This is a genomic window from Streptomyces sp. NPDC051963 (assembly GCF_044593495.1).
In the GTDB taxonomy this organism is placed as follows: Bacteria; Actinomycetota; Actinomycetes; order Streptomycetales; family Streptomycetaceae; genus Streptomyces.
This window is the reverse complement of record NZ_JBIUCC010000003.1, coordinates 534,759-551,001: the sequence shown is the minus strand read 5'-3', so window position 1 is coordinate 551,001 and position 16,243 is coordinate 534,759. Positions and strand designations below refer to the sequence as shown.

At 70.3% G+C, this 16,243-nt stretch carries 15 protein-coding genes and 1 tRNA gene; 4 read left to right on the top strand and 12 right to left on the bottom strand.

Going from position 1 to position 16,243, the window contains the following annotated elements; all coding sequences use genetic code 11:
- Positions 1–194: 194 nt before the first annotated feature.
- From ACIHFB_RS14750 to ACIHFB_RS14740, 3 genes are all read right to left on the bottom strand, one after another.
- Positions 195–2,270, bottom strand: a complete 2,076-nt coding sequence (locus ACIHFB_RS14750; RefSeq protein ID WP_365285817.1) for an MDR family MFS transporter — start codon at positions 2,268–2,270, stop codon at positions 195–197.
- Positions 2,271–2,405: 135 nt separating this feature from the next.
- Complete coding sequence (cobF, locus tag ACIHFB_RS14745; protein WP_400126966.1) at positions 2,406–3,179, bottom strand: precorrin-6A synthase (deacetylating); 774 nt, start codon at positions 3,177–3,179, stop codon at positions 2,406–2,408.
- Between the two features lie 45 nt (positions 3,180–3,224).
- Complete coding sequence (locus tag ACIHFB_RS14740; RefSeq protein ID WP_365285821.1) at positions 3,225–3,746, bottom strand: DUF309 domain-containing protein; 522 nt, start codon at positions 3,744–3,746, stop codon at positions 3,225–3,227.
- 100 nt (positions 3,747–3,846) lie between these two features.
- Here ACIHFB_RS14740 and ACIHFB_RS14735 point away from each other — a divergent pair.
- Positions 3,847–3,923, top strand: a tRNA-Pro gene (locus ACIHFB_RS14735).
- A 122-nt stretch (positions 3,924–4,045) separates the two neighbouring features.
- On the opposite strand, the gene ACIHFB_RS14730 is transcribed toward ACIHFB_RS14735, so the two are convergent.
- The 4 genes from ACIHFB_RS14730 to ppk2 all read right to left on the bottom strand — a co-directional run bounded on the left by ACIHFB_RS14730 (position 4,046) and on the right by ppk2 (position 7,998).
- On the bottom strand, positions 4,046–4,453 hold the full coding sequence (locus tag ACIHFB_RS14730) for a VOC family protein (protein ID WP_400126965.1): 408 nt from the start codon (positions 4,451–4,453) through the stop codon (positions 4,046–4,048).
- Complete coding sequence (locus tag ACIHFB_RS14725; RefSeq protein WP_400126964.1) at positions 4,450–5,247, bottom strand: metalloregulator ArsR/SmtB family transcription factor; 798 nt, start codon at positions 5,245–5,247, stop codon at positions 4,450–4,452. Before ACIHFB_RS14725 ends, ACIHFB_RS14730 begins: the two co-directional genes overlap by 4 nt.
- A gap of 92 nt (positions 5,248–5,339) precedes the next feature.
- A complete protein-coding gene (locus tag ACIHFB_RS14720; RefSeq protein ID WP_400126963.1) occupies positions 5,340–7,052 on the bottom strand; it encodes a SulP family inorganic anion transporter in 1,713 nt (570 codons plus the stop codon).
- A gap of 142 nt (positions 7,053–7,194) precedes the next feature.
- On the bottom strand, positions 7,195–7,998 hold the full coding sequence (gene ppk2 / locus ACIHFB_RS14715) for a polyphosphate kinase 2 (protein WP_365285830.1): 804 nt from the start codon (positions 7,996–7,998) through the stop codon (positions 7,195–7,197).
- A 222-nt stretch (positions 7,999–8,220) separates the two neighbouring features.
- Here ppk2 and ACIHFB_RS14710 point away from each other — a divergent pair, with 222 nt between their 5' ends.
- Complete coding sequence (locus ACIHFB_RS14710; protein WP_400126962.1) at positions 8,221–8,595, top strand: hypothetical protein; 375 nt, start codon at positions 8,221–8,223, stop codon at positions 8,593–8,595.
- Positions 8,596–8,602: 7 nt separating this feature from the next.
- Here ACIHFB_RS14710 and ACIHFB_RS14705 read toward each other — a convergent pair whose 3' ends face one another.
- On the bottom strand, positions 8,603–9,088 hold the full coding sequence (locus ACIHFB_RS14705; protein WP_365285834.1) for a DUF6174 domain-containing protein: 486 nt from the start codon (positions 9,086–9,088) through the stop codon (positions 8,603–8,605).
- A gap of 180 nt (positions 9,089–9,268) precedes the next feature.
- On the opposite strand from ACIHFB_RS14705, the gene ACIHFB_RS14700 reads away from it, so the two are divergent.
- Positions 9,269–9,916 carry a DUF6518 family protein gene (locus ACIHFB_RS14700; RefSeq protein ID WP_365285836.1) on the top strand — a complete coding sequence of 216 codons (648 nt, stop codon included), beginning with the start codon at positions 9,269–9,271 and terminating at the stop codon, positions 9,914–9,916.
- Between the two features lie 52 nt (positions 9,917–9,968).
- Here the strand turns inward: ACIHFB_RS14700 and ACIHFB_RS14695 are convergent, their stop codons facing one another.
- From ACIHFB_RS14695 to ACIHFB_RS14680, 4 genes are all read right to left on the bottom strand, one after another.
- A complete protein-coding gene (locus ACIHFB_RS14695) occupies positions 9,969–10,622 on the bottom strand; it encodes a DUF3105 domain-containing protein (protein ID WP_365285838.1) in 654 nt (217 codons plus the stop codon).
- A gap of 120 nt (positions 10,623–10,742) precedes the next feature.
- Positions 10,743–11,174 (bottom strand): hypothetical protein, encoded by a 432-nt coding sequence (locus ACIHFB_RS14690; RefSeq protein ID WP_400126961.1) that lies wholly within the window; start codon positions 11,172–11,174, stop codon positions 10,743–10,745.
- A 101-nt stretch (positions 11,175–11,275) separates the two neighbouring features.
- The gene (locus tag ACIHFB_RS14685) at positions 11,276–12,277 is read right to left on the bottom strand and encodes a LacI family DNA-binding transcriptional regulator (protein WP_400126960.1); all 1,002 of its coding nucleotides are present in this window, start codon (positions 12,275–12,277) and stop codon (positions 11,276–11,278) included.
- A gap of 84 nt (positions 12,278–12,361) precedes the next feature.
- A complete protein-coding gene (locus ACIHFB_RS14680) occupies positions 12,362–13,702 on the bottom strand; it encodes a GH1 family beta-glucosidase (RefSeq protein ID WP_400126959.1) in 1,341 nt (446 codons plus the stop codon).
- Between the two features lie 304 nt (positions 13,703–14,006).
- Between ACIHFB_RS14680 and ACIHFB_RS14675 the strand changes: the two genes are divergently transcribed.
- Positions 14,007–16,232: a glycoside hydrolase family 9 protein gene (locus ACIHFB_RS14675; RefSeq protein ID WP_400126958.1), complete on the top strand. Its 2,226-nt coding sequence runs from the start codon at positions 14,007–14,009 to the stop codon at positions 16,230–16,232.
- Positions 16,233–16,243: the final 11 nt, after the last annotated feature.

Here is a 16,243-nt window from a genome sequence, read left to right as displayed (position 1 = left end):
CGCCGCCCACACGCATGACCATCGGCTGCACGATCTCGACCTGTACAAGGCACGCTCCCTGTCCTCAGCGGCGCATCGTCGCGCCGTGCGCCGTGATGCTAAGAAGACGGGCGGAGCAGGAACACGGTCCGATCGTTTGTGTTCATAGTGTTCGCACAGCGAGGGGCGACGCGGGCGGCCGGCGGCCGCACGGCTCAGCGTGAGCTGCTGGACTCCAGCTCCGGGGAGCGGTCGGGCAGGCCGGTGGTCAGGTCCTCGACCAGCAGGCGCTTGGCGATGGTGTCCACGGCGATGCGCAGGTCGCTGCCGGCGGGGTGACCGATGTCCTGGCGGACCCGTTCCTCGAGCCAGGCCCCCCAGGCCCGGCCGATGACCTGGGCCTCGCGGGCACCGGCCTCGGTGTGGGAGAGCAGGGAACCGTCGCGGGTGAGGTAGCCCTCGTCGACCATGCGGTCGAAGACCGGGAGGAGGACCTCGGGCGGAAGGTGACGGCGGGCGCCGATCAGACCGAGACTCGCGTGTCCGACCAGCCGGGTGAGCAGCTCGACCTGCATGACCGCCCAGGCGCCGGCCACGTCGAGACGGGTGTCGGAATCCTGGACGATCCGCCGCCCGGTGTCGAGGCTCGTCGTGCCGATGATCTTCCCGACGGAGGCTTCCAGCACCCGCTGCGAGTCGGCGTCGCGCGGTGACCCGAACCCCTCGCCCATGTCGGTGGAGCCGGCGCGTGCGCTGTCCCGCAGCTGGACCTGCTTGAGGAACAGCGCGACCAGGAAGCCGAGGCCCGCGACCGGGACCGTCCACAGGAAGACCGTGTGGATGGTGTCCGCGTAGGCGTCGATGATGGGCGCGGCCACGGCCGACGGCAGCTCGTGCAGGCCCTCCGGGCTGGTCGCGGCCCTGCTGACGGTGGCCGGGTCCAGGTCCCCGGTCTGCGCGGCGGCCGCGATCCCGTCCCTGAGGTTCGGTGTGAGTGCGTTGGTGTAGATCGTGCCGAAGACGGCCGTACCGAAGGAACTGCCCAGCGTACGGAAGAAGGTGACGCCCGAGGTCGCGGTGCCCAGGTCGGCGTACTCGACGGTGTTCTGCACGGCGATGGTCAGCACCTGCATGCACAGGCCGATGCCGGTGCCGAGCACGAACATGTACAGCGACTCCAGCCAGGCACCGGAGTCGGGCCCCATCAGGGACATCAGATACAGCCCGACGGCCATGACCAGCGAGCCCACGATCGGGAAGTACCGGTACTGCCCTGTCTTGCTGACCACGTTGCCGCTGAACACCGACGCGATCAGCAGACCGATCACCATCGGCAGCGTGCGCACGCCCGAGACCGTGGCCGAGTCGCCGTCGACGTACTGGAGATAGGTCGGCAGATACGTCATCGCGCCGAGCATCGCGAAGCCGACGATGAAGCTGAGGATCGAGCAGACCGTGAACACCGGGTTGGCGAACAGCCGCATCGGCAGCATCGGTTCGGCCGCCCGGGTCTCCACCCAGCAGAACAGTCCGAGCGCCACCACACCGCCCACGAACAGGCCGATGATGACGCCCGAACCCCACGCGTACTCGTTGCCGCCCCAGCTCGTCGCCAGGATCAGCGAGCTCGCGCCGACGGCGACGAACGCGATGCCCAGATAGTCGATGACGGGCCGGACGGCCGACTTCACCACCGGGATGGTCCGGGCCGCCGCGATCACGACGACGATCGCGATCGGAACGTTGACGTAGAACGCCCAGCGCCACGACAGATGGTCCGTGAACAGGCCGCCGAGCAGTGGCCCGATGACCGTGGCCACCCCGAACACGGCGCCGATCGCGCCCTGGTACTTGCCCCGCTCCCGCAGCGGGATGACATCGGCGATCAGCGCCATCGCCGTCACCATCAGACCGCCCGCGCCGATGCCCTGCATCGCCCGCCAGGCGATCAGCAGCGTCATGTTGCCCGCGAGGCCGCACAGGAACGAGCCCGTGATGAACACGATCGCCGAGACCTGGAAGACCACCTTGCGGCCGAACATGTCGCCGAACTTGCCGACGAGCACGGTCGCCACGGTCTCCGCGAGGAGATAGGCGGTGACCACCCACGACATGTGCTCGGCACCGCCGAGATCCGACACGATCGTCGGCAGCGCCGTGCCCACGATCGTCTGGTCGAGGGCCGCGAGCAGCATGCCCAGCATGATCGTCACGAAGACGATGTTCCGGCGCCGCGGGTCCAGGACGGGTGGCTGTGCGGCGGGCGGCGCGCTCTCCTCGGCGACTGTCACGAGGCCACGATCACACCGGCGGACCGGGCACGCATGCGGGGCGGTCTGGTCGGGTGTCCGGTGCGCGGCGGCCCCGTCGGCCGAGGTTTGTACGACTGCCTACGACTGCCTACGACTGCTGCCTACGACTGCTGCCTACGACTCCTTCGGCTTCCGGCGCAGCAGATACGTGTCCATGATCCAGCCCTTGCGCTCCCGGGCCTCCGCGCGCAGCCGCTCGATGCGGGGCCCGGCCTCGGCGATCGGGCCGGAGGCGAGGATCTCGTCCGGGGTGCCTATGTAGGCGCCCCAGTAGATGTCCATGTCCTGGTCTGCGTACTGCCGGAAGGCCTGGTGGGCGTCGAGCATGACGACCACGTCGTCCACGCCGTCCGGGAAGCCCTCGGCGAGCCGGCGCCCCGTGGTGATCTGCACGGGCCGGGCCACTCGGTTCAGCCCCGTGCGATGCCGGGCGACCAGCGCCGAGACACTGCTGATGCCCGGCACGACGTCGTACGCGAAGGCCACCGCACCGCGCTCCAGCACCTCCTCGAGGATCCCGAGCGTGCTGTCGTACAAGGCGGGGTCGCCCCACACCAGGAACGCGCCGCTCTCGTCCTCGCGCAGTTCCTCGGCGATCATCCGCTCGAAGATGTCGGCGCGGGCGCTGCGCCAGTCGCCGACGGCCGGGGAGTACGCCGAGCCGCTCGCGGAGCGGTCCCGGTCCGGGTCGCGCGCCTCCACCACGCGATACGTCCCCTCGGGCACGTGTGCGTCGAGTATGTCCCGGCGGAGCCGGACCAGGTCCGACTTCACCTCGCCCTTGTCCAGGACGAAGAACACGTCCGTGCTCCGCAGCGCCCTGACCGCCTGGAGGGTCAGCTGGTCGGGGTCGCCCGCGCCGATACCGATGACATGAATCTTTCGCACGTCCCCGAGTCTGCCGCACGCCACTGACAACGCGTGCAGCACCTCCTACGAGCCTCCGCGCAGCCGCGGCGCCCGCGCCCCGGCGTCGATGGCGACGCCGTCCCGCTCCACGTCGGTTGCGAGGTCCCGCGCCCATGTCACGACGCCCGCAAGATCCATCCGGTACGGCCGCGGCTCCCCGGAAGCCGACGCCCACTCCTCGACGGCCGCGGCCCCGCGGCGCAGCAGCCGGACGCCGCCCGTGAGGTTCCCGCGGGCCGCGTGGGTGAGCCCCACGGCGAGCTGAGCCAGCCCCCGCCACAGGGCGCGCTCCTGCGGGGGACCCGATTTCCAGGCGTCCTCGAAGACCTCGTGGGCGTGGAAGGGTTTCCCGGCGTCGAGCAACTCCTGTGCCTCGACCACACTTCTCTCCGGGGCGCGCACGACGCCCTCCGGCTGCCGTGCCACCCCCTCCGCGTCGTACGGCAGGGGCCGCCCGAGCCCGTCGCGCGGCCGGGCGTTGCGTGCCCGGCCCTCGTCGTCCCGGTCCCGCGCCCCGGCCGGCCGTCCTGAAGATGTGCTGCCCATACGTCGATTCTCCCGCGCCCCATGCCCCTTTCGGCGTTGCCCCCGACGTGCGGTAAAGTTCCTTCTCGCGCACTCACGCGGATCACCGCGGACGGCGCACCGGGACGTGGCGCAGCTTGGTAGCGCACTTGACTGGGGGTCAAGGGGTCGCAGGTTCAAATCCTGTCGTCCCGACCAGCTTTGATGCAGGTCGGAGGCCGTTCTCTCGATTAGGGAGGACGGCTTTTCGCGTGTCCGGACGGCTCAGCCGGTGCTCACCTTCCGCTTGTTCCCGACCAGTGCTGCGGATGAGGCAGGTGTCAGCGTCGCGCCTGGTCACGGTTGCCCGGCGCGGCGGGCTGGAACAGTTCGACGAGGTTGCCCGCCGGGTCGGCCAGCAGGATCTGGTGCCCTCCGGGACCGGAGACGACCTCGGTGAGGAAGGAGAGACCGGCGCTGCGCAGTCGTGCGATCTCGGCGTCCAGGTCGTCGTAGGTGAGGTGGATGCGGTTGCCGCCCGCGACGGCGGCCTCCTTCGGGGTGGCCCGGGCGCCCGAGCTCGCCGGGCCCGACAGCAGCAGCCGCAGCCGGCCACGGACCACGTCGGCGAAGGCGGGGGCGGCGCTGAAGCGCAGCGTGAACCCGAGGTGGGTGGTGTAGAAGTCGGTGGCGGCCTGCACGTCATCGACGAGGTAGCGGACGCTTACGTATTCGTCGTGAGTGGTCATGGCTCGGACCTCGCAAAGGTCTCGGGGGTGTTCAGGACCGGCATCAGGTGCCGGATACGGATGTCTATGTCGGCGGCCGCTTGCTGGAAGGCCGCAAAGTCGGCCCGGCCTGTGTCACCCGCTGCGCCCGGGTCGGCCATGCTCCAGTGGACCCGCCGCGGACCGAACTCCGGGCAGACCTCACGAGCCCTGTCGCACAAGGTGATCACGTGGTCGAAGCGGCGGCCGGCGAGTTCGTCCACGTGTCGGGTATGCCGACCGGAGAGATCGATGCCGAACGACTCGCGCAGCACCCGGACGGCATGCGGGTGCAGGTGCGGCTTGGGGCTCGTGCCCGCGCTGGCCGTCGTGACGCGGCCCGCGCTGTGGTGGCGCAGCAGGGCTTCAGCGATCGGTGAGCGGGCGCTGTTGCCGGTGCACACGAACAGCACCGAGGCACGGTGGGATCGCTCCGGGGTGACCGGACGACGGGGAGGTGCCGGTGCCTGGCTCAACGCCGGGTGCAGGGCGGTACCGCTGGCCGCCAGTGCCTCGGCGCAATGCTCCAGGTCGAGGTGGTAGTAGCTGTCCCGGCCGTCGAAACTGCTGCGCCTGGCGGTGAGCAGACCGCCGTCGCGCAGCAGCCGCAGGTGATACGAGACCAGGTTCTGCGGCTCCCCGACGCGTTCGACCAGCTCACGGACCCGAAAGTCGCCGTCGGCGAGTTCCGTCAGCAGCCGCCAGCGCAGCGGATGCGCGGCCAGCCGGAGGAATTCCGGCGGCGCGGTGGCCGAATCCGAGGGGCGCGGTCCCATAGGTCGAAGATACATCAAACCAGATTGATGTATCTATCTGAATCAACGCGTATCAATCCGAATCCGTGCTCACGGCCTGTCGGCCTGGTGGCCTACCGATCGGTGCTCCATTGCCGGTATGCGGCGACCGCGGTGGGCAGCGTCGGGAAGATGAGGTCCGACCCGACCGAATCCGCGAGGCCGTACGCCTTGAGGTCGTCCATGAGGTCCTGTTTGACGCGGGCGAGGGCGAACACGATGCCGCGGTCGGTGAGTTCGCGGCGCAGTTCGTCGACCGCGTCGAGGGCGGTGATGTCGACCTCGACGTTGGCCTCGGTGTTGAGGACGAACCAGCGGACGGGGCTGCTCTGTTCGTCGACGGCCGACAGCGCGCGGTGCCGGAAGTTCTCCGCGTTGGCGAAGAACAGCGGTGAGTCGTAGCGGTAGATCACCAGACCGGGGATGGTGCGGGCCTGCGGATAGTCGTCGACGTCGTGCATCCCGGCCACTCCGGGCACCAGCCCCTCGACGGCGTCGTGCGGACGGGCCACCCTGGTCAGCAGCTCGGCCACCGACAGGCCGACGGCCACGAGCACGCCGTAGAGGATGTCCAGGGCCAGCACGCCGGCGAGGCAGCCGAGCGCGAGGAGGAGTTCGCGACGGCGGAAGGTCGCAAGGCGGCGGAAGCCGGCGAGGTCGATCATGCGGACGGCGGCGTACACGACGAGCGCACCCAGAACGGCCGACGGCGTGCGACTCAGCAGCGGGCTGAGGAAGAGAAGCACCGCCAGCACCAGCGCACCTGCCACGAGCGAGTACGCCTGGCTGCGGGCGCCCGCCGAGGAGGCGAGCGCGGTGCGGCTGGCGCTGCTGCTGACCGGGAAGCCGTGCAGGACGCCGGCGCCGAGGTTGGCCGCGCCCAGGGCCAGGAACTCCTGATTGGCGTCCAGTCCGGGCCCTGCGTCGTCCCGCCCGGAGAACGCCCGCGCGGTCAGGATGAAGTCGGTGTACGCGACGATCAGCACGCCGAGCGCCGGCACCACCAGATGCGGCAGTTCGCTCAGGTCCGGCCATGCGAGGTCGGGCAGCCCCGACGGGACGTCTCCGATCACCTGGATGCCGTACCGGTCGTCGAGGTCGAAGGACACCACGGCGACCGTGCCGAGGACGACGGCGAGCAGTGGACCGGGCACGGCGGGGACGTACCTGGACACCGCGAAGAGGAAGGCCAACAGGGCGGCGGACAGGACGACGGTGGCCGTGTGAGCGTCCGGCAAGTTCCTGAAGAAGGACCACAGTTGAGGGAAGAACTCCGCGCCGGTCGTCTTCACCCCGGTGAGTTTGGGCAGCTGGTCGACCATCATGATCAGCGCCACGCCCGCCAGGTAGCCGATCAGGACCGGGCGGGAGAGCAGGTCCGCGAGGAAGCCCAGCCGAACCGCCCGTGCCACCAGGCAGAGGAGCCCGACCGTGACGGCGAGGGCGGCGGCCAGGGTCGCGTAGCGCCCGGGGTCGCCGGCGGCGAGCGGGCCGACGACGGCGGCGGTCATCAGCGCGGTCGTGGACTCGGGGCCCACCGAGAGCAGGCGTGAGGAGCCGAGCAGTGAGTACAGGGCAAGGGCGGGCAGGATCGCCCACAGTCCGGCGACCGGCGGGAGCCCGGCCACGCCCGCGTATGCCATGACCTGCGGCACCAGGTACGCGGCCACGGTGACGCCGGCCAGCAGGTCGCCTCTCAGCCAGGTGCGTCGGTAGCCGAGGAAGGAGGCGGCTCCGGGCGCCAGGCTGCGCCAGCCCTGACCATGTCTGCCCGCGCCCTGGGACATGAGCCGCCTTTCGCCGTCGGATCTCAGGATCCACCGGCCTGTCCACGACCGCGACGGATGGTTCGTGTCCGGGCGGCGAGTGGTTCGCGTCCGGGTGGCCAGAGGCCGCGTATGCGCCCCAACGGTCTCTGGAGACAGGGCCTCAGAGACTCGCCGCGTGGTCGGGGACGTAGGTCTGCAGGTCACGCGGCGGGCGCTGGTAGCCGGTCGGCGCGGGTCGCTTCGGCAGCTCCAGTACCGGTGGCGGCACGTCGTGATACGGCACGGAGCCCAGCAGGTGGGCGATCATGTTCAGCCGCGCCCGGCGCTTGTCGTCGCTCTCCACGACGTACCACGGCGCCTCCGCGATGTCGGTGTGCACCAGCATCTCGTCCTTGGCCCGGGAGTACGCCTCCCAATGGGTGATCGACTCCAGGTCCATCGGCGAGAGCTTCCAGCGCCGCAGCGGGTCGTCCAGCCGCTTGCGAAAACGCTCCTGCTGCTCGGTGTCGCTCACCGAGAACCAGTACTTGCGCAGCACCACCCCGGCCTCGACGAGCATCCGCTCGAAGATCGGGCACTGGCGCAGGAACAGCTGGTGCTCCTCCTTCGTGCAGAAGCCCATCACATGCTCGACCCCGGCCCGGTTGTACCAGGACCGGTCGAACAGCACGATCTCCCCGGCGGCCGGCAGATGCTCGACGTACCGCTGGAAGTACCACTGCGTGCGCTCGCGCTCGCTGGGCTTCGGCAGTGCCGCGATCCGGGCGACACGGGGGTTGAGGTGCTCGGCGACCCGCTTGATGGTGCCGCCCTTGCCCGCCGCGTCCCGTCCCTCGAAGACCACCACCAGCCGGGTGCCCGTCGCCCGCACCCACTCCTGGAGCTTCACCAACTCCGTCTGGAGGCGGAGCAGTTCCTTCTCGTACGTCTTGCGCGGCAGTCTCTCCGCACCCTTGCCGGCCATGCCGCCTCCACCGCCCGTTGACCCACGTCGATGACTTCCGGAGCCACTGATGCCCAAGGTCGAACACCTGAACGCCACCGTACTTTCCGACGGCGAACTGCGCACTCGGTCGGCTGAGCGGCTGACGGCCCCTAGGCGTGATCAGGGAGCCCGGTCCGCCCCCTGTATGCCGCGCCCGCGCTCGGCGCGCTGGTCGGCGCGGTCCTGCTGTGGGGGCTGTCCTTGACCGGCTTCGGCGCAACCTCGTACCTGCCGTTCGCCCTATTGTTGTTGGCGCTCGCCGGACTCGGTGACCTGATCTCCGACACCCTGCGCGTCGCTCGCCTGTGGATGATCCAGGCGACCGTCTCACCGGCCCTGGGCAACGCGGCCGTCGGCTTCCTCGCCGAACTCACCAGCGCCCGCACCGCTGTGATCACCGGCGGGCTGGTCTGCGTCCTGGCCACGCTCGTGCTCGCGGCGGCCTTCCCATCCCTGCGCCGCGCCCGGCTGGCGCCCACTCCAGGTGCGGACTCACGAGAAGCATCGGACGCCGATCCGGCCGATCCCTCCGATTCCGTCGAGTCGGCCGCGCGGACCGAGGGACCGATGCACTGAAAACGCCTCAGCCGACCGCCGGTTCATACGCGCTGATGACATACCGGGCCTCGTCGTCGATGGCGTTCTCCTCCCAGTCCAGGGAGATCAGCACCGGGTGCCCGTCGGCCGCGTACTTCGCCTCCGCCGTGTCCGCGCGGTCGTGCCGTGCCTGCTCCAGTTCCTCCAGCAGTTCGCCGATGGTGGGCACGTCACCGGGCAGCTGCTTCACCACCCGGCGTCCGCTCTCGTCGAGACCGACCGCCTCGGCCACCTTGCCGTTCCGCACCGTGATCCGGAAGGCCCCGATCAGGGACCGTTCGCCTTCGCTGGAGGTCAGCGTGTACGCGTACGAGGCGGGCTCCTCCCAGCGGGTCTCACTCGGTGCGGGGGTGCTCGTGGACACCTGCGTCTCGCTGCCGCAGCCGGCAACCGCGCAGATCAGGGCACCGGTCAGGCCGCCGATCAGGGTGGCGGTGGAGATGGAGCGGGCACGGGAACGTCCGGCAGTCATGGCAGCCCTTTCGAAGACGGCTACTGCTGTGACGGCCGTCGGACCGTGAACGTTCGGCCTGATGAGGGGGCGCAGCCCGTCGAACGGAACGAGCTGCCGGTTCCGCACATCCTTACAGCTGCATCAAGAGGTATGAGCCCCAGCTCCACTCAGAACGAAACAGATAGTGAGCACCGCCCGATGAACGCGTCCCCTGCCACCATTTCGCTGCCTGGCGCCAGCCGAACAGCCTGGGCCTACGCGACCGTCTCGACCTTCGCCGGAGGGCTGGTCGCAGGTGTCCTGACCAACCTCGCTCAGGGCTGGCTTTCCGGGGCCTGGAACCAGATCGCCAACTCCGGTGCCGTCTGGTCCGTCGTTGCGTTCGTCGCCGGCGCGCTGCTGGGTCGGCACGTCAGCCTGCCGGCGGCCGCCGTCGCCGGTCTGTGCGCCGAGTCCGGTCTCGTCGTCGGCTACTACGCCTACGCGGAGTTCGGCCGCGACGGCATGGGCTCATTGCACGCTCCGCTCGTCTGGCTGGGCATGGCCTTCATCGCCGGTCCCCTCTTCGGGCTGGCGGGCGCCTGGTGGCGAGGCCGCGACCCGCGCCGCCGAGTCATCGCTCTCGCCGCACTCGCGGGCGTCTTCGGCATGGAAGCGATCCACTACGCCTGGGTCCTGCACTACGCCCCCCAGGCGTGGGCCTGCCTCGCCCTTCTGGTCCTCGTGGCGCTACTGATGGGCCGCACCCACAGGGAACGCGCACTGACCCTTGCGACCGCCGTTCCCTTCTCGCTCCTGGCCTACCTCATCTTCGAGAAGCTGATCCTGGACACGGTCCTCGGCTGACGCCCCCTCGGAGGCCGGCTGGGCGACAAGCTCGTCGCCCAGCCGGCCGTCGTCAGGCGGTCAACCCCCCTGTACAGGCGGCGCCCGGCTCGGGGGTCTGCGATCCCTGAACGTACTTGCTGAGGAACTGCTGGACCCGGGGGTCGGATGCCTTGTCGACGCTCAGCTGGCTGCCCCAGGCCGACAGCGTGATCGTCCCGGACTGGTCCTCGGCCGGACTCATCAGGGTGTAGGGCGTCTTGGAGACCTTGTCGCCGAGCGTCTTGATGTCGGCGTCGGCAGCCTTGTCGTTGTACGTGATCCAGACCGCGCCGTGTTCGAGGGAGTGCACGGCGTTCTCGTTGGGGATGGCCTTCGTGTAGACGGTGCCGTCGCACGTCATCCAGGCCTGGTCGTGGTCGCCGCCGACGGGAGGGTTCATCGGGTAGTCGACGGTGCCCTGGACATGGTTCTGGGTGAGCTTCTTCGTGTCCCAGGTCTTCTCACCCCGGACGGGCTTCTTCGCGTCGGCGGCCTGCTGCTCGTCCTTCTCGTTGGCGCTGTTGAGGGCGTACCCGCCCCAGCCGACCAGTCCGGCGACGATGACCGCGCTGAGGCTGATGGTGATGATGCGGTTGCGGCGCTCGCGGGCCTTCTGGGCGCGACGCGCCTCCTCTATCTTGGCCCGCCGCGCCTCGGCGGACGCCTTCTTGCTCGTCTTGCTCATGGCTGTGTGTTCCTCGTCCCCGCCGCGTGGTGTCGTCGGGCGGCGGTGGGTGCTGGTGTGGGGTGGACGGTCGGAAGTCGGCTGCATGTGCGTGTGGGCGCACGGCACCGTGGCTTCGGTCTAGGTCCGTTGCACCTGGAGGACGTGTAGGTCGGGAGCGCGGCAGGTCGGCGCGGGAACGCCGGTGCGTGAGGACGTGTCCGGCTGCCGGGGGAGGTCCGGCATACGCGGCAGGATCGCCGGGAGGTACTGGACGGGAGTGGCGAGCACGGCCCGCACGCCGTCGGCGGCCCGGTGGCAACACGCGTCGCCGGGGTGACAGTCGGCCGGGTGCGCGAAGGCCGGCGCGTGGTGTTCGGCCGGGGTGTCCGTCAGCGTCGCGGCGGTGGACACGGTGGTCATGGAGCCCGTGGCCGGATCGCTCTGGGCGTGAGCCGTGGGCCCCAGGCAGATCACCAGCGCGGCGAGCAGTACGGCCAGGGCAGGGCAGAGCGCCGCGATCCGCGTGGTCCAACGCGTTCCGCGGGGCCTGTGTGGTGTCCGGCTGCCCATCGCCGTTGATATTAGGTGGTCCTGAGGACAACGCCTCGGCATCCGGCTCGGCGAACCGCATCACCCTGGCGCCGACCGCACCACCCTGGTCGGGAGGGCCGCTATGCGGATCCCCGGATCACCAGCTCCGTCGGCAGGATGAGGGGCGTCGGCTCCTCGCCGTCCAGGACGCGCACCAGCATGCGGGTCATCTCGCTGCCGAGGGCGACGATGGGCTGGTGGATCGTCGTCAGGGTGGGCTGGGTGTGCTGGGCGGTGAGGATGTCGTTGAACCCGACGACCGCGACGTCGTCGGGGACGGCTCGGCCGCGCTCGCGCAGGACGCGCAGGGCGCCGGCGGCCATGGCGTCGGAGGCGACGAACACCGCGTCCAGGTCCGGGTGTTCGTCGAGGAGGCGGGCGGTCGCCGCGGCGCCGTCCGCCTCGCTGAAGTCGGCGTGGGCCACACGGTTGTCCTTCAGCCCGGCCAGGGCGACCGCCTCGCGGAAGCCCAGATAGCGGGAGACACCCGCGTGCATGTCGAGCGGGCCGGTGACGGTACCGATGGCGCGGCGGCCCGTCGAGATCAGGTACTCCACGGCCTGGCGGGCCCCGCCCCGGTTGTCGGCGTCCACGTACCAGCGTGGCGGCCGGTCCAGGGGGCGGCCCCCGTGCACGACCGGTACGCCCCCCGCCTCGGCCACCTTCGCCAGCGGATCGTTCTCGCGCAGGGCCAGCAGCATGACGCCGTCCGCGCCCCGGGACTGGAGGATGCGGGCGAGCCGGGCCCTGCCACGCTCGGAGGCGGCCAGGACCAGGAGCAGTTCGAGGTCCGTCTCCTCGATGACCGCGTTGACACCCGTGATCACCTCGGCGAAGAAGAGGTTGGCGAAGAGCGCGGGGTCGTCGCTGGAGATCGCCAGCACCACCGCCCCGCGCCGCTGCGAGGCGAGCGAACGGGCCGCCATGTTGGGCACGTAGCCCAGCTCCGCCACCGCGCTCTCCACCGCCTGCCGCGCCTTCTTGCTGACGTGCCGGCGGTTGTTGATCACACGTGAGACGGTCCCGACCGACACCCCGGCGCGCAACGCCACCTCACCGAGCGTCGGCTGCCGTCTGGTCATATGGGCTGCTCCTGAATCGTACGGACGGAATGCGGACGGGATACGGCGGGACGGGGAGTAGCAGCACTGTAAGCGCCAGCCACGTCACACACCCCCGCGCCGGATGACCTCGGCGTACCAGCGGGCGCTGTCCTTGGGCGTGCGCCGCTGGCTCGCGTAGTCGACGTGCACGATGCCGAACCGGGGCTTGTAGCCGAACGACCACTCGAAGTTGTCCAGCAGCGACCAGACGAAGTACCCCTTGAGCGGCACGCCGTGGCCGATCGCCTGTGCGCAGGAGCGGAGATGGCCGTCCAGGTAGGCGATCCGGTCCGTGTCGTGCACCCCGTCGTGCTGTACGACGTCGTCGAAGGCGGCGCCGTTCTCCGTGATGTACAGGGGTACGGCCGGGTAGTCGTCCCTCAGCCGCAGCAGGAGCTCCAGGAGTCCCCGCTCGTCGATCTCCCAGCCCATCGCGGTCCTCGGCCGGCCCCCGTCGGCGACCCGGACCAACGGCGAGCCCACGTAGGCGGATTGGACCGGCGTCGAGCCACCGGCGACCAGCATCGGCGCGTAGTAGTTGATGCCGAGGTGGTCCAGCGGAGCCCCGATGCTCTTCAGGTCGCCGTCGTGGACGTGACCGAAGCCGGTGACCTCGCGGAGGTCGTCGAGTACGTCGTCGGGATAGGCGCCACGCAGCAGCGGGTCGAGGAAGAGGCGGTTCTGCATGCCGTCGATGCGGCGGGCCGCGTCCAGGTCGGCGGGCTCGGTGCTGAGCGGGGTGACATGGGTGAGGTTGAGCGTGATGCCGACGTGGGCGGCGCCCCGTATCGCCTCCGTGGCCAGGCCGTGCCCGAGCAGCAGGTGATGGGCGGCGCGTACGGCGGCGGCGGGCTCGCGGCGGCCGGGGGCGTGGCGGCCCGTGGCGTAGCCCAGGAAGGCCGAGCACCACGGCTCGTTGAGGGTGGTCCAGTGGGTGATGCGGTCGCCCAGCGCCTCATGGGCGAGGGCGGCGTACTCGGCGAACCGCTCGGCGGTGTCCCGGGCGGGCCAGCCTCCGCGGTCCTCCAGCGGCTGGGGCAGGTCCCAGTGGTAGAGGGTGGGCCAGGGCTGGATGCCGCGGTCGAGGAGGGTGTCGGTCAGACGGCGGTAGAAGTCGAGGCCGCGCTGGTCGGCCGGGCCGGAGCCGGTGGGCTGGATGCGGGGCCAGGCGAGGGAGAACCGGTAGGCGCGCAGACCGAGTTCGGCCATCAGCGCGACGTCCCCGGGGAAGCGGTGGTAGTGGTCGGCCGCGACGGCTCCGGTGTCGCCGCCCTGAACGGCTCCCGGGGTGGCCGCGAACGTGTCCCAGATGGAGGGACCCCGGCCGTCCTCGGTGACCGCGCCCTCGATCTGGTAGCTCGACGTGGCGGCGCCCCACAGGAAGCCGGGATCGAACGTGCTCACCGATTTGAACCTCCACTTGTGGGAAATCCGAGAGCGATAACAGTCCGAACGCTCTCGTTCCTGACGCAGATATCAATGCTGACCTGGGTTGACGCCACAGCTCGGCCGGTACCTGTGTGATGCCTCCAGAAAAAACTGGAAGCGCTTACAGTCGCAGACTAGGAGCGGCACGTTCGGTCTGTGAAGTCTCCGGACGCAGAAAAGACTGCTCTGCTTGAAGACTTGACAGCCTCAGCGCCCCCACGCACCATCTGGCACTGACGCCGCACCGAGCCGGGAACCCTGTCACCGAGAAGGGCCCGGCATGTTCCACAAGACCAGATGGGGCGCGGTCTTCCTCGCGCCCGTCCTCACCGTCGCCCTGGCCGCGACGCCCGCGCACGCCGCGGAAGCGGCACACGAACGGGTGCTCAACGGCACCTTCGACAGCGTGAAGACCCCTTGGTGGAGCAGCGGCAACACGCCGTCCGCCATCGATCTGGGCCGCCTGTGCGCCAAGGTCCCCTCGGGGACCGTCAACGTCTGGGACTCCATGATCGGCCAGAACGACATCCCGCTGGAGGCCGGCCGGCCCTACACCCTGCGCTTCACCGCCTCCGCCACCCGGGACGTGTCCGTTCGCGCCGTGCTGCAACTGCCCGCCGCCCCCCACACGACCACCCTCAACAAGGCCGCCGCCGTCACCACCACGCCCAAGTCCTTCGAGTTCACCGGCACTTCCGCGACCGCGAGCCTGCACGCCCAGCTGTCCTTCCAACAGGGCGGCGCCACCGAGCCGTTCACCCTGTGCCTGGACGACGTCTCCCTGACCGGCGGTGCGATACCCCCTGGTGGCGGGCGCGACTTCGGCTCCCCGGTACGCGCGAACCAGTACGGCTACGCGGTGCACGGCCCCAAGAAGGCGTCCATCGTCAACTCCTCGGCGGAACCCGTGGAATGGCGCCTGCTCGACGACTCGGGCGCGGTCGTCAGGACCGGACGCACGCGCGTCCAGGGCACGGACGCCGCCTCCGGCGACCATGTGCACATCGCCGACTTCAGCTCGGTGCGCAAGGCCGGGACGGGATACACGCTCGCAGTGGGCACGGCCGCGAGCCATCCGTTCGCCATCGCCGACAACCCCTACCGGGCCCTGCGCAAGGACGCACTCGACTACTTCTACGCTGTCCGCAGCGGCACGCCCATCGAGGCCCGATACGCCGGGGACGCCTACGCCCGGCCCGCCGGACACCTCGGCGTGGCACCCAACAAGGGCGACACCGACGTCCCCTGTCCGCCCGGCGTCTGTGACTACTCACTGGACGTCCGGGGCGGCTGGTACGACGCGGGAGACCAGGGCAAGTACGTCGTCAACGGCGCACTCGCCGCATGGCAGTTGATGGACTCCTACGAACGCTCCCGCGCGCAGGGCGACACCGCCGGGCTGCGCGACGGACTGCTGAGCATCCCCGAGAACGACAACGGCGTCCCGGACGTACTCGACGAGTCCCGCTGGGAGACGGAGTTCCTGCTGCGCATGCAGGTGCCCGAGGGCGAGCCGCTGGCCGGCATGGCCCACCACAAGATCCACGACCTGGCCTGGAGCGCTCTGCCCACCCAGCCCGACCAGGACTCCCAACCGCGTTACCTGCACGCGCCGTCCACGGCCGCCACCCTCAACCTCGCCGCCGCCGGGGCCCAGTGCGCCCGGGTGTGGGCCCGCTACGACGCGGCCTTCGCCCACAAGTGCCTGACCGCGGCCAGGACCGCCTGGAAGGCCGCGCTCGCCCATCCCGACGTGTACGCGCCGAGCAGCGACAGCGTCGGCGGCGGAGCGTACGCCGACACGGACGTGTCCGACGAGTACTCGTGGGCCGCCACCGAGCTCTACGCCACCACACACGACCGCGCCTACCTGTCCCGCATCGACACCGAAATGACCTCGGCCGGGTTCTCCTGGCGGGACACCGGAGCGCTGGCCGACCTCACCGTCGTCCGGCTGCCGGGCCGTTTCCCCGCCCGTATGGTCGCCGCCGCCCGCCAGCGGGTCCTCGCCGTCGCGGACGGGTTCGTACGGGACGAGCGGTCGCAGGGCTACCCGAACCCCAACCTGCCCGCCGACGGCGCCTACGTCTGGGGCTCCAACAGCGTCACCGCGAACAACGCGCTGGTCATCGCTACCGCCTACGACATCACCCACCGGAGCGTCTACCGCAGTGCCGCGCTGGAGTCGCTGGACTACCTCCTCGGCCGCAACGCCCTGAACCAGTCCTTCGTCACCGGCTACGGCACCCAGTTCAGCCGCAACCAGCACAACCGCATCTGGGCCCACCAGATCGACCCCAAGTTGCCGAGCCCCCCGCCCGGTTCGCTGGCCGGCGGCCCCGACTCCGCCCTCCAGGACCCGGTCGCCCAGCAGAACCTGGTCGGCTGCGCCCCCGCCACCTGCTACATCGACGACATCTTTTCGTACTCGACCAACGAAATCGCCATCAACTGGAACTCCGCACTCGCCTGGGTGTCGGCCTTCGCCGCCGACTCCGCGCGCTGAGGAGAAGGGAC

Coding starts and splice junctions, on each gene's coding strand:
- ACIHFB_RS14740 (WP_365285821.1), bottom strand. CDS start 3,746: ATGGGCAGCACATCTTCAGGACGGCCGGCCGGGGCGCGGGACCGGGAC.
- ACIHFB_RS14730 (WP_400126965.1), bottom strand. CDS start 4,453: ATGACCACTCACGACGAATACGTAAGCGTCCGCTACCTCGTCGATGAC.
- ACIHFB_RS14725 (WP_400126964.1), bottom strand. CDS start 5,247: ATGGGACCGCGCCCCTCGGATTCGGCCACCGCGCCGCCGGAATTCCTC.
- ACIHFB_RS14720 (WP_400126963.1), bottom strand. CDS start 7,052: ATGTCCCAGGGCGCGGGCAGACATGGTCAGGGCTGGCGCAGCCTGGCG.
- ppk2 (WP_365285830.1), bottom strand. CDS start 7,998: ATGGCCGGCAAGGGTGCGGAGAGACTGCCGCGCAAGACGTACGAGAAG.
- ACIHFB_RS14705 (WP_365285834.1), bottom strand. CDS start 9,088: ATGACTGCCGGACGTTCCCGTGCCCGCTCCATCTCCACCGCCACCCTG.
- ACIHFB_RS14700 (WP_365285836.1), top strand. CDS start 9,269: ATGAACGCGTCCCCTGCCACCATTTCGCTGCCTGGCGCCAGCCGAACA.
- ACIHFB_RS14695 (WP_365285838.1), bottom strand. CDS start 10,622: ATGAGCAAGACGAGCAAGAAGGCGTCCGCCGAGGCGCGGCGGGCCAAG.
- ACIHFB_RS14690 (WP_400126961.1), bottom strand. CDS start 11,174: ATGGGCAGCCGGACACCACACAGGCCCCGCGGAACGCGTTGGACCACG.
- ACIHFB_RS14685 (WP_400126960.1), bottom strand. CDS start 12,277: ATGACCAGACGGCAGCCGACGCTCGGTGAGGTGGCGTTGCGCGCCGGG.
- ACIHFB_RS14675 (WP_400126958.1), top strand. CDS start 14,007: ATGTTCCACAAGACCAGATGGGGCGCGGTCTTCCTCGCGCCCGTCCTC.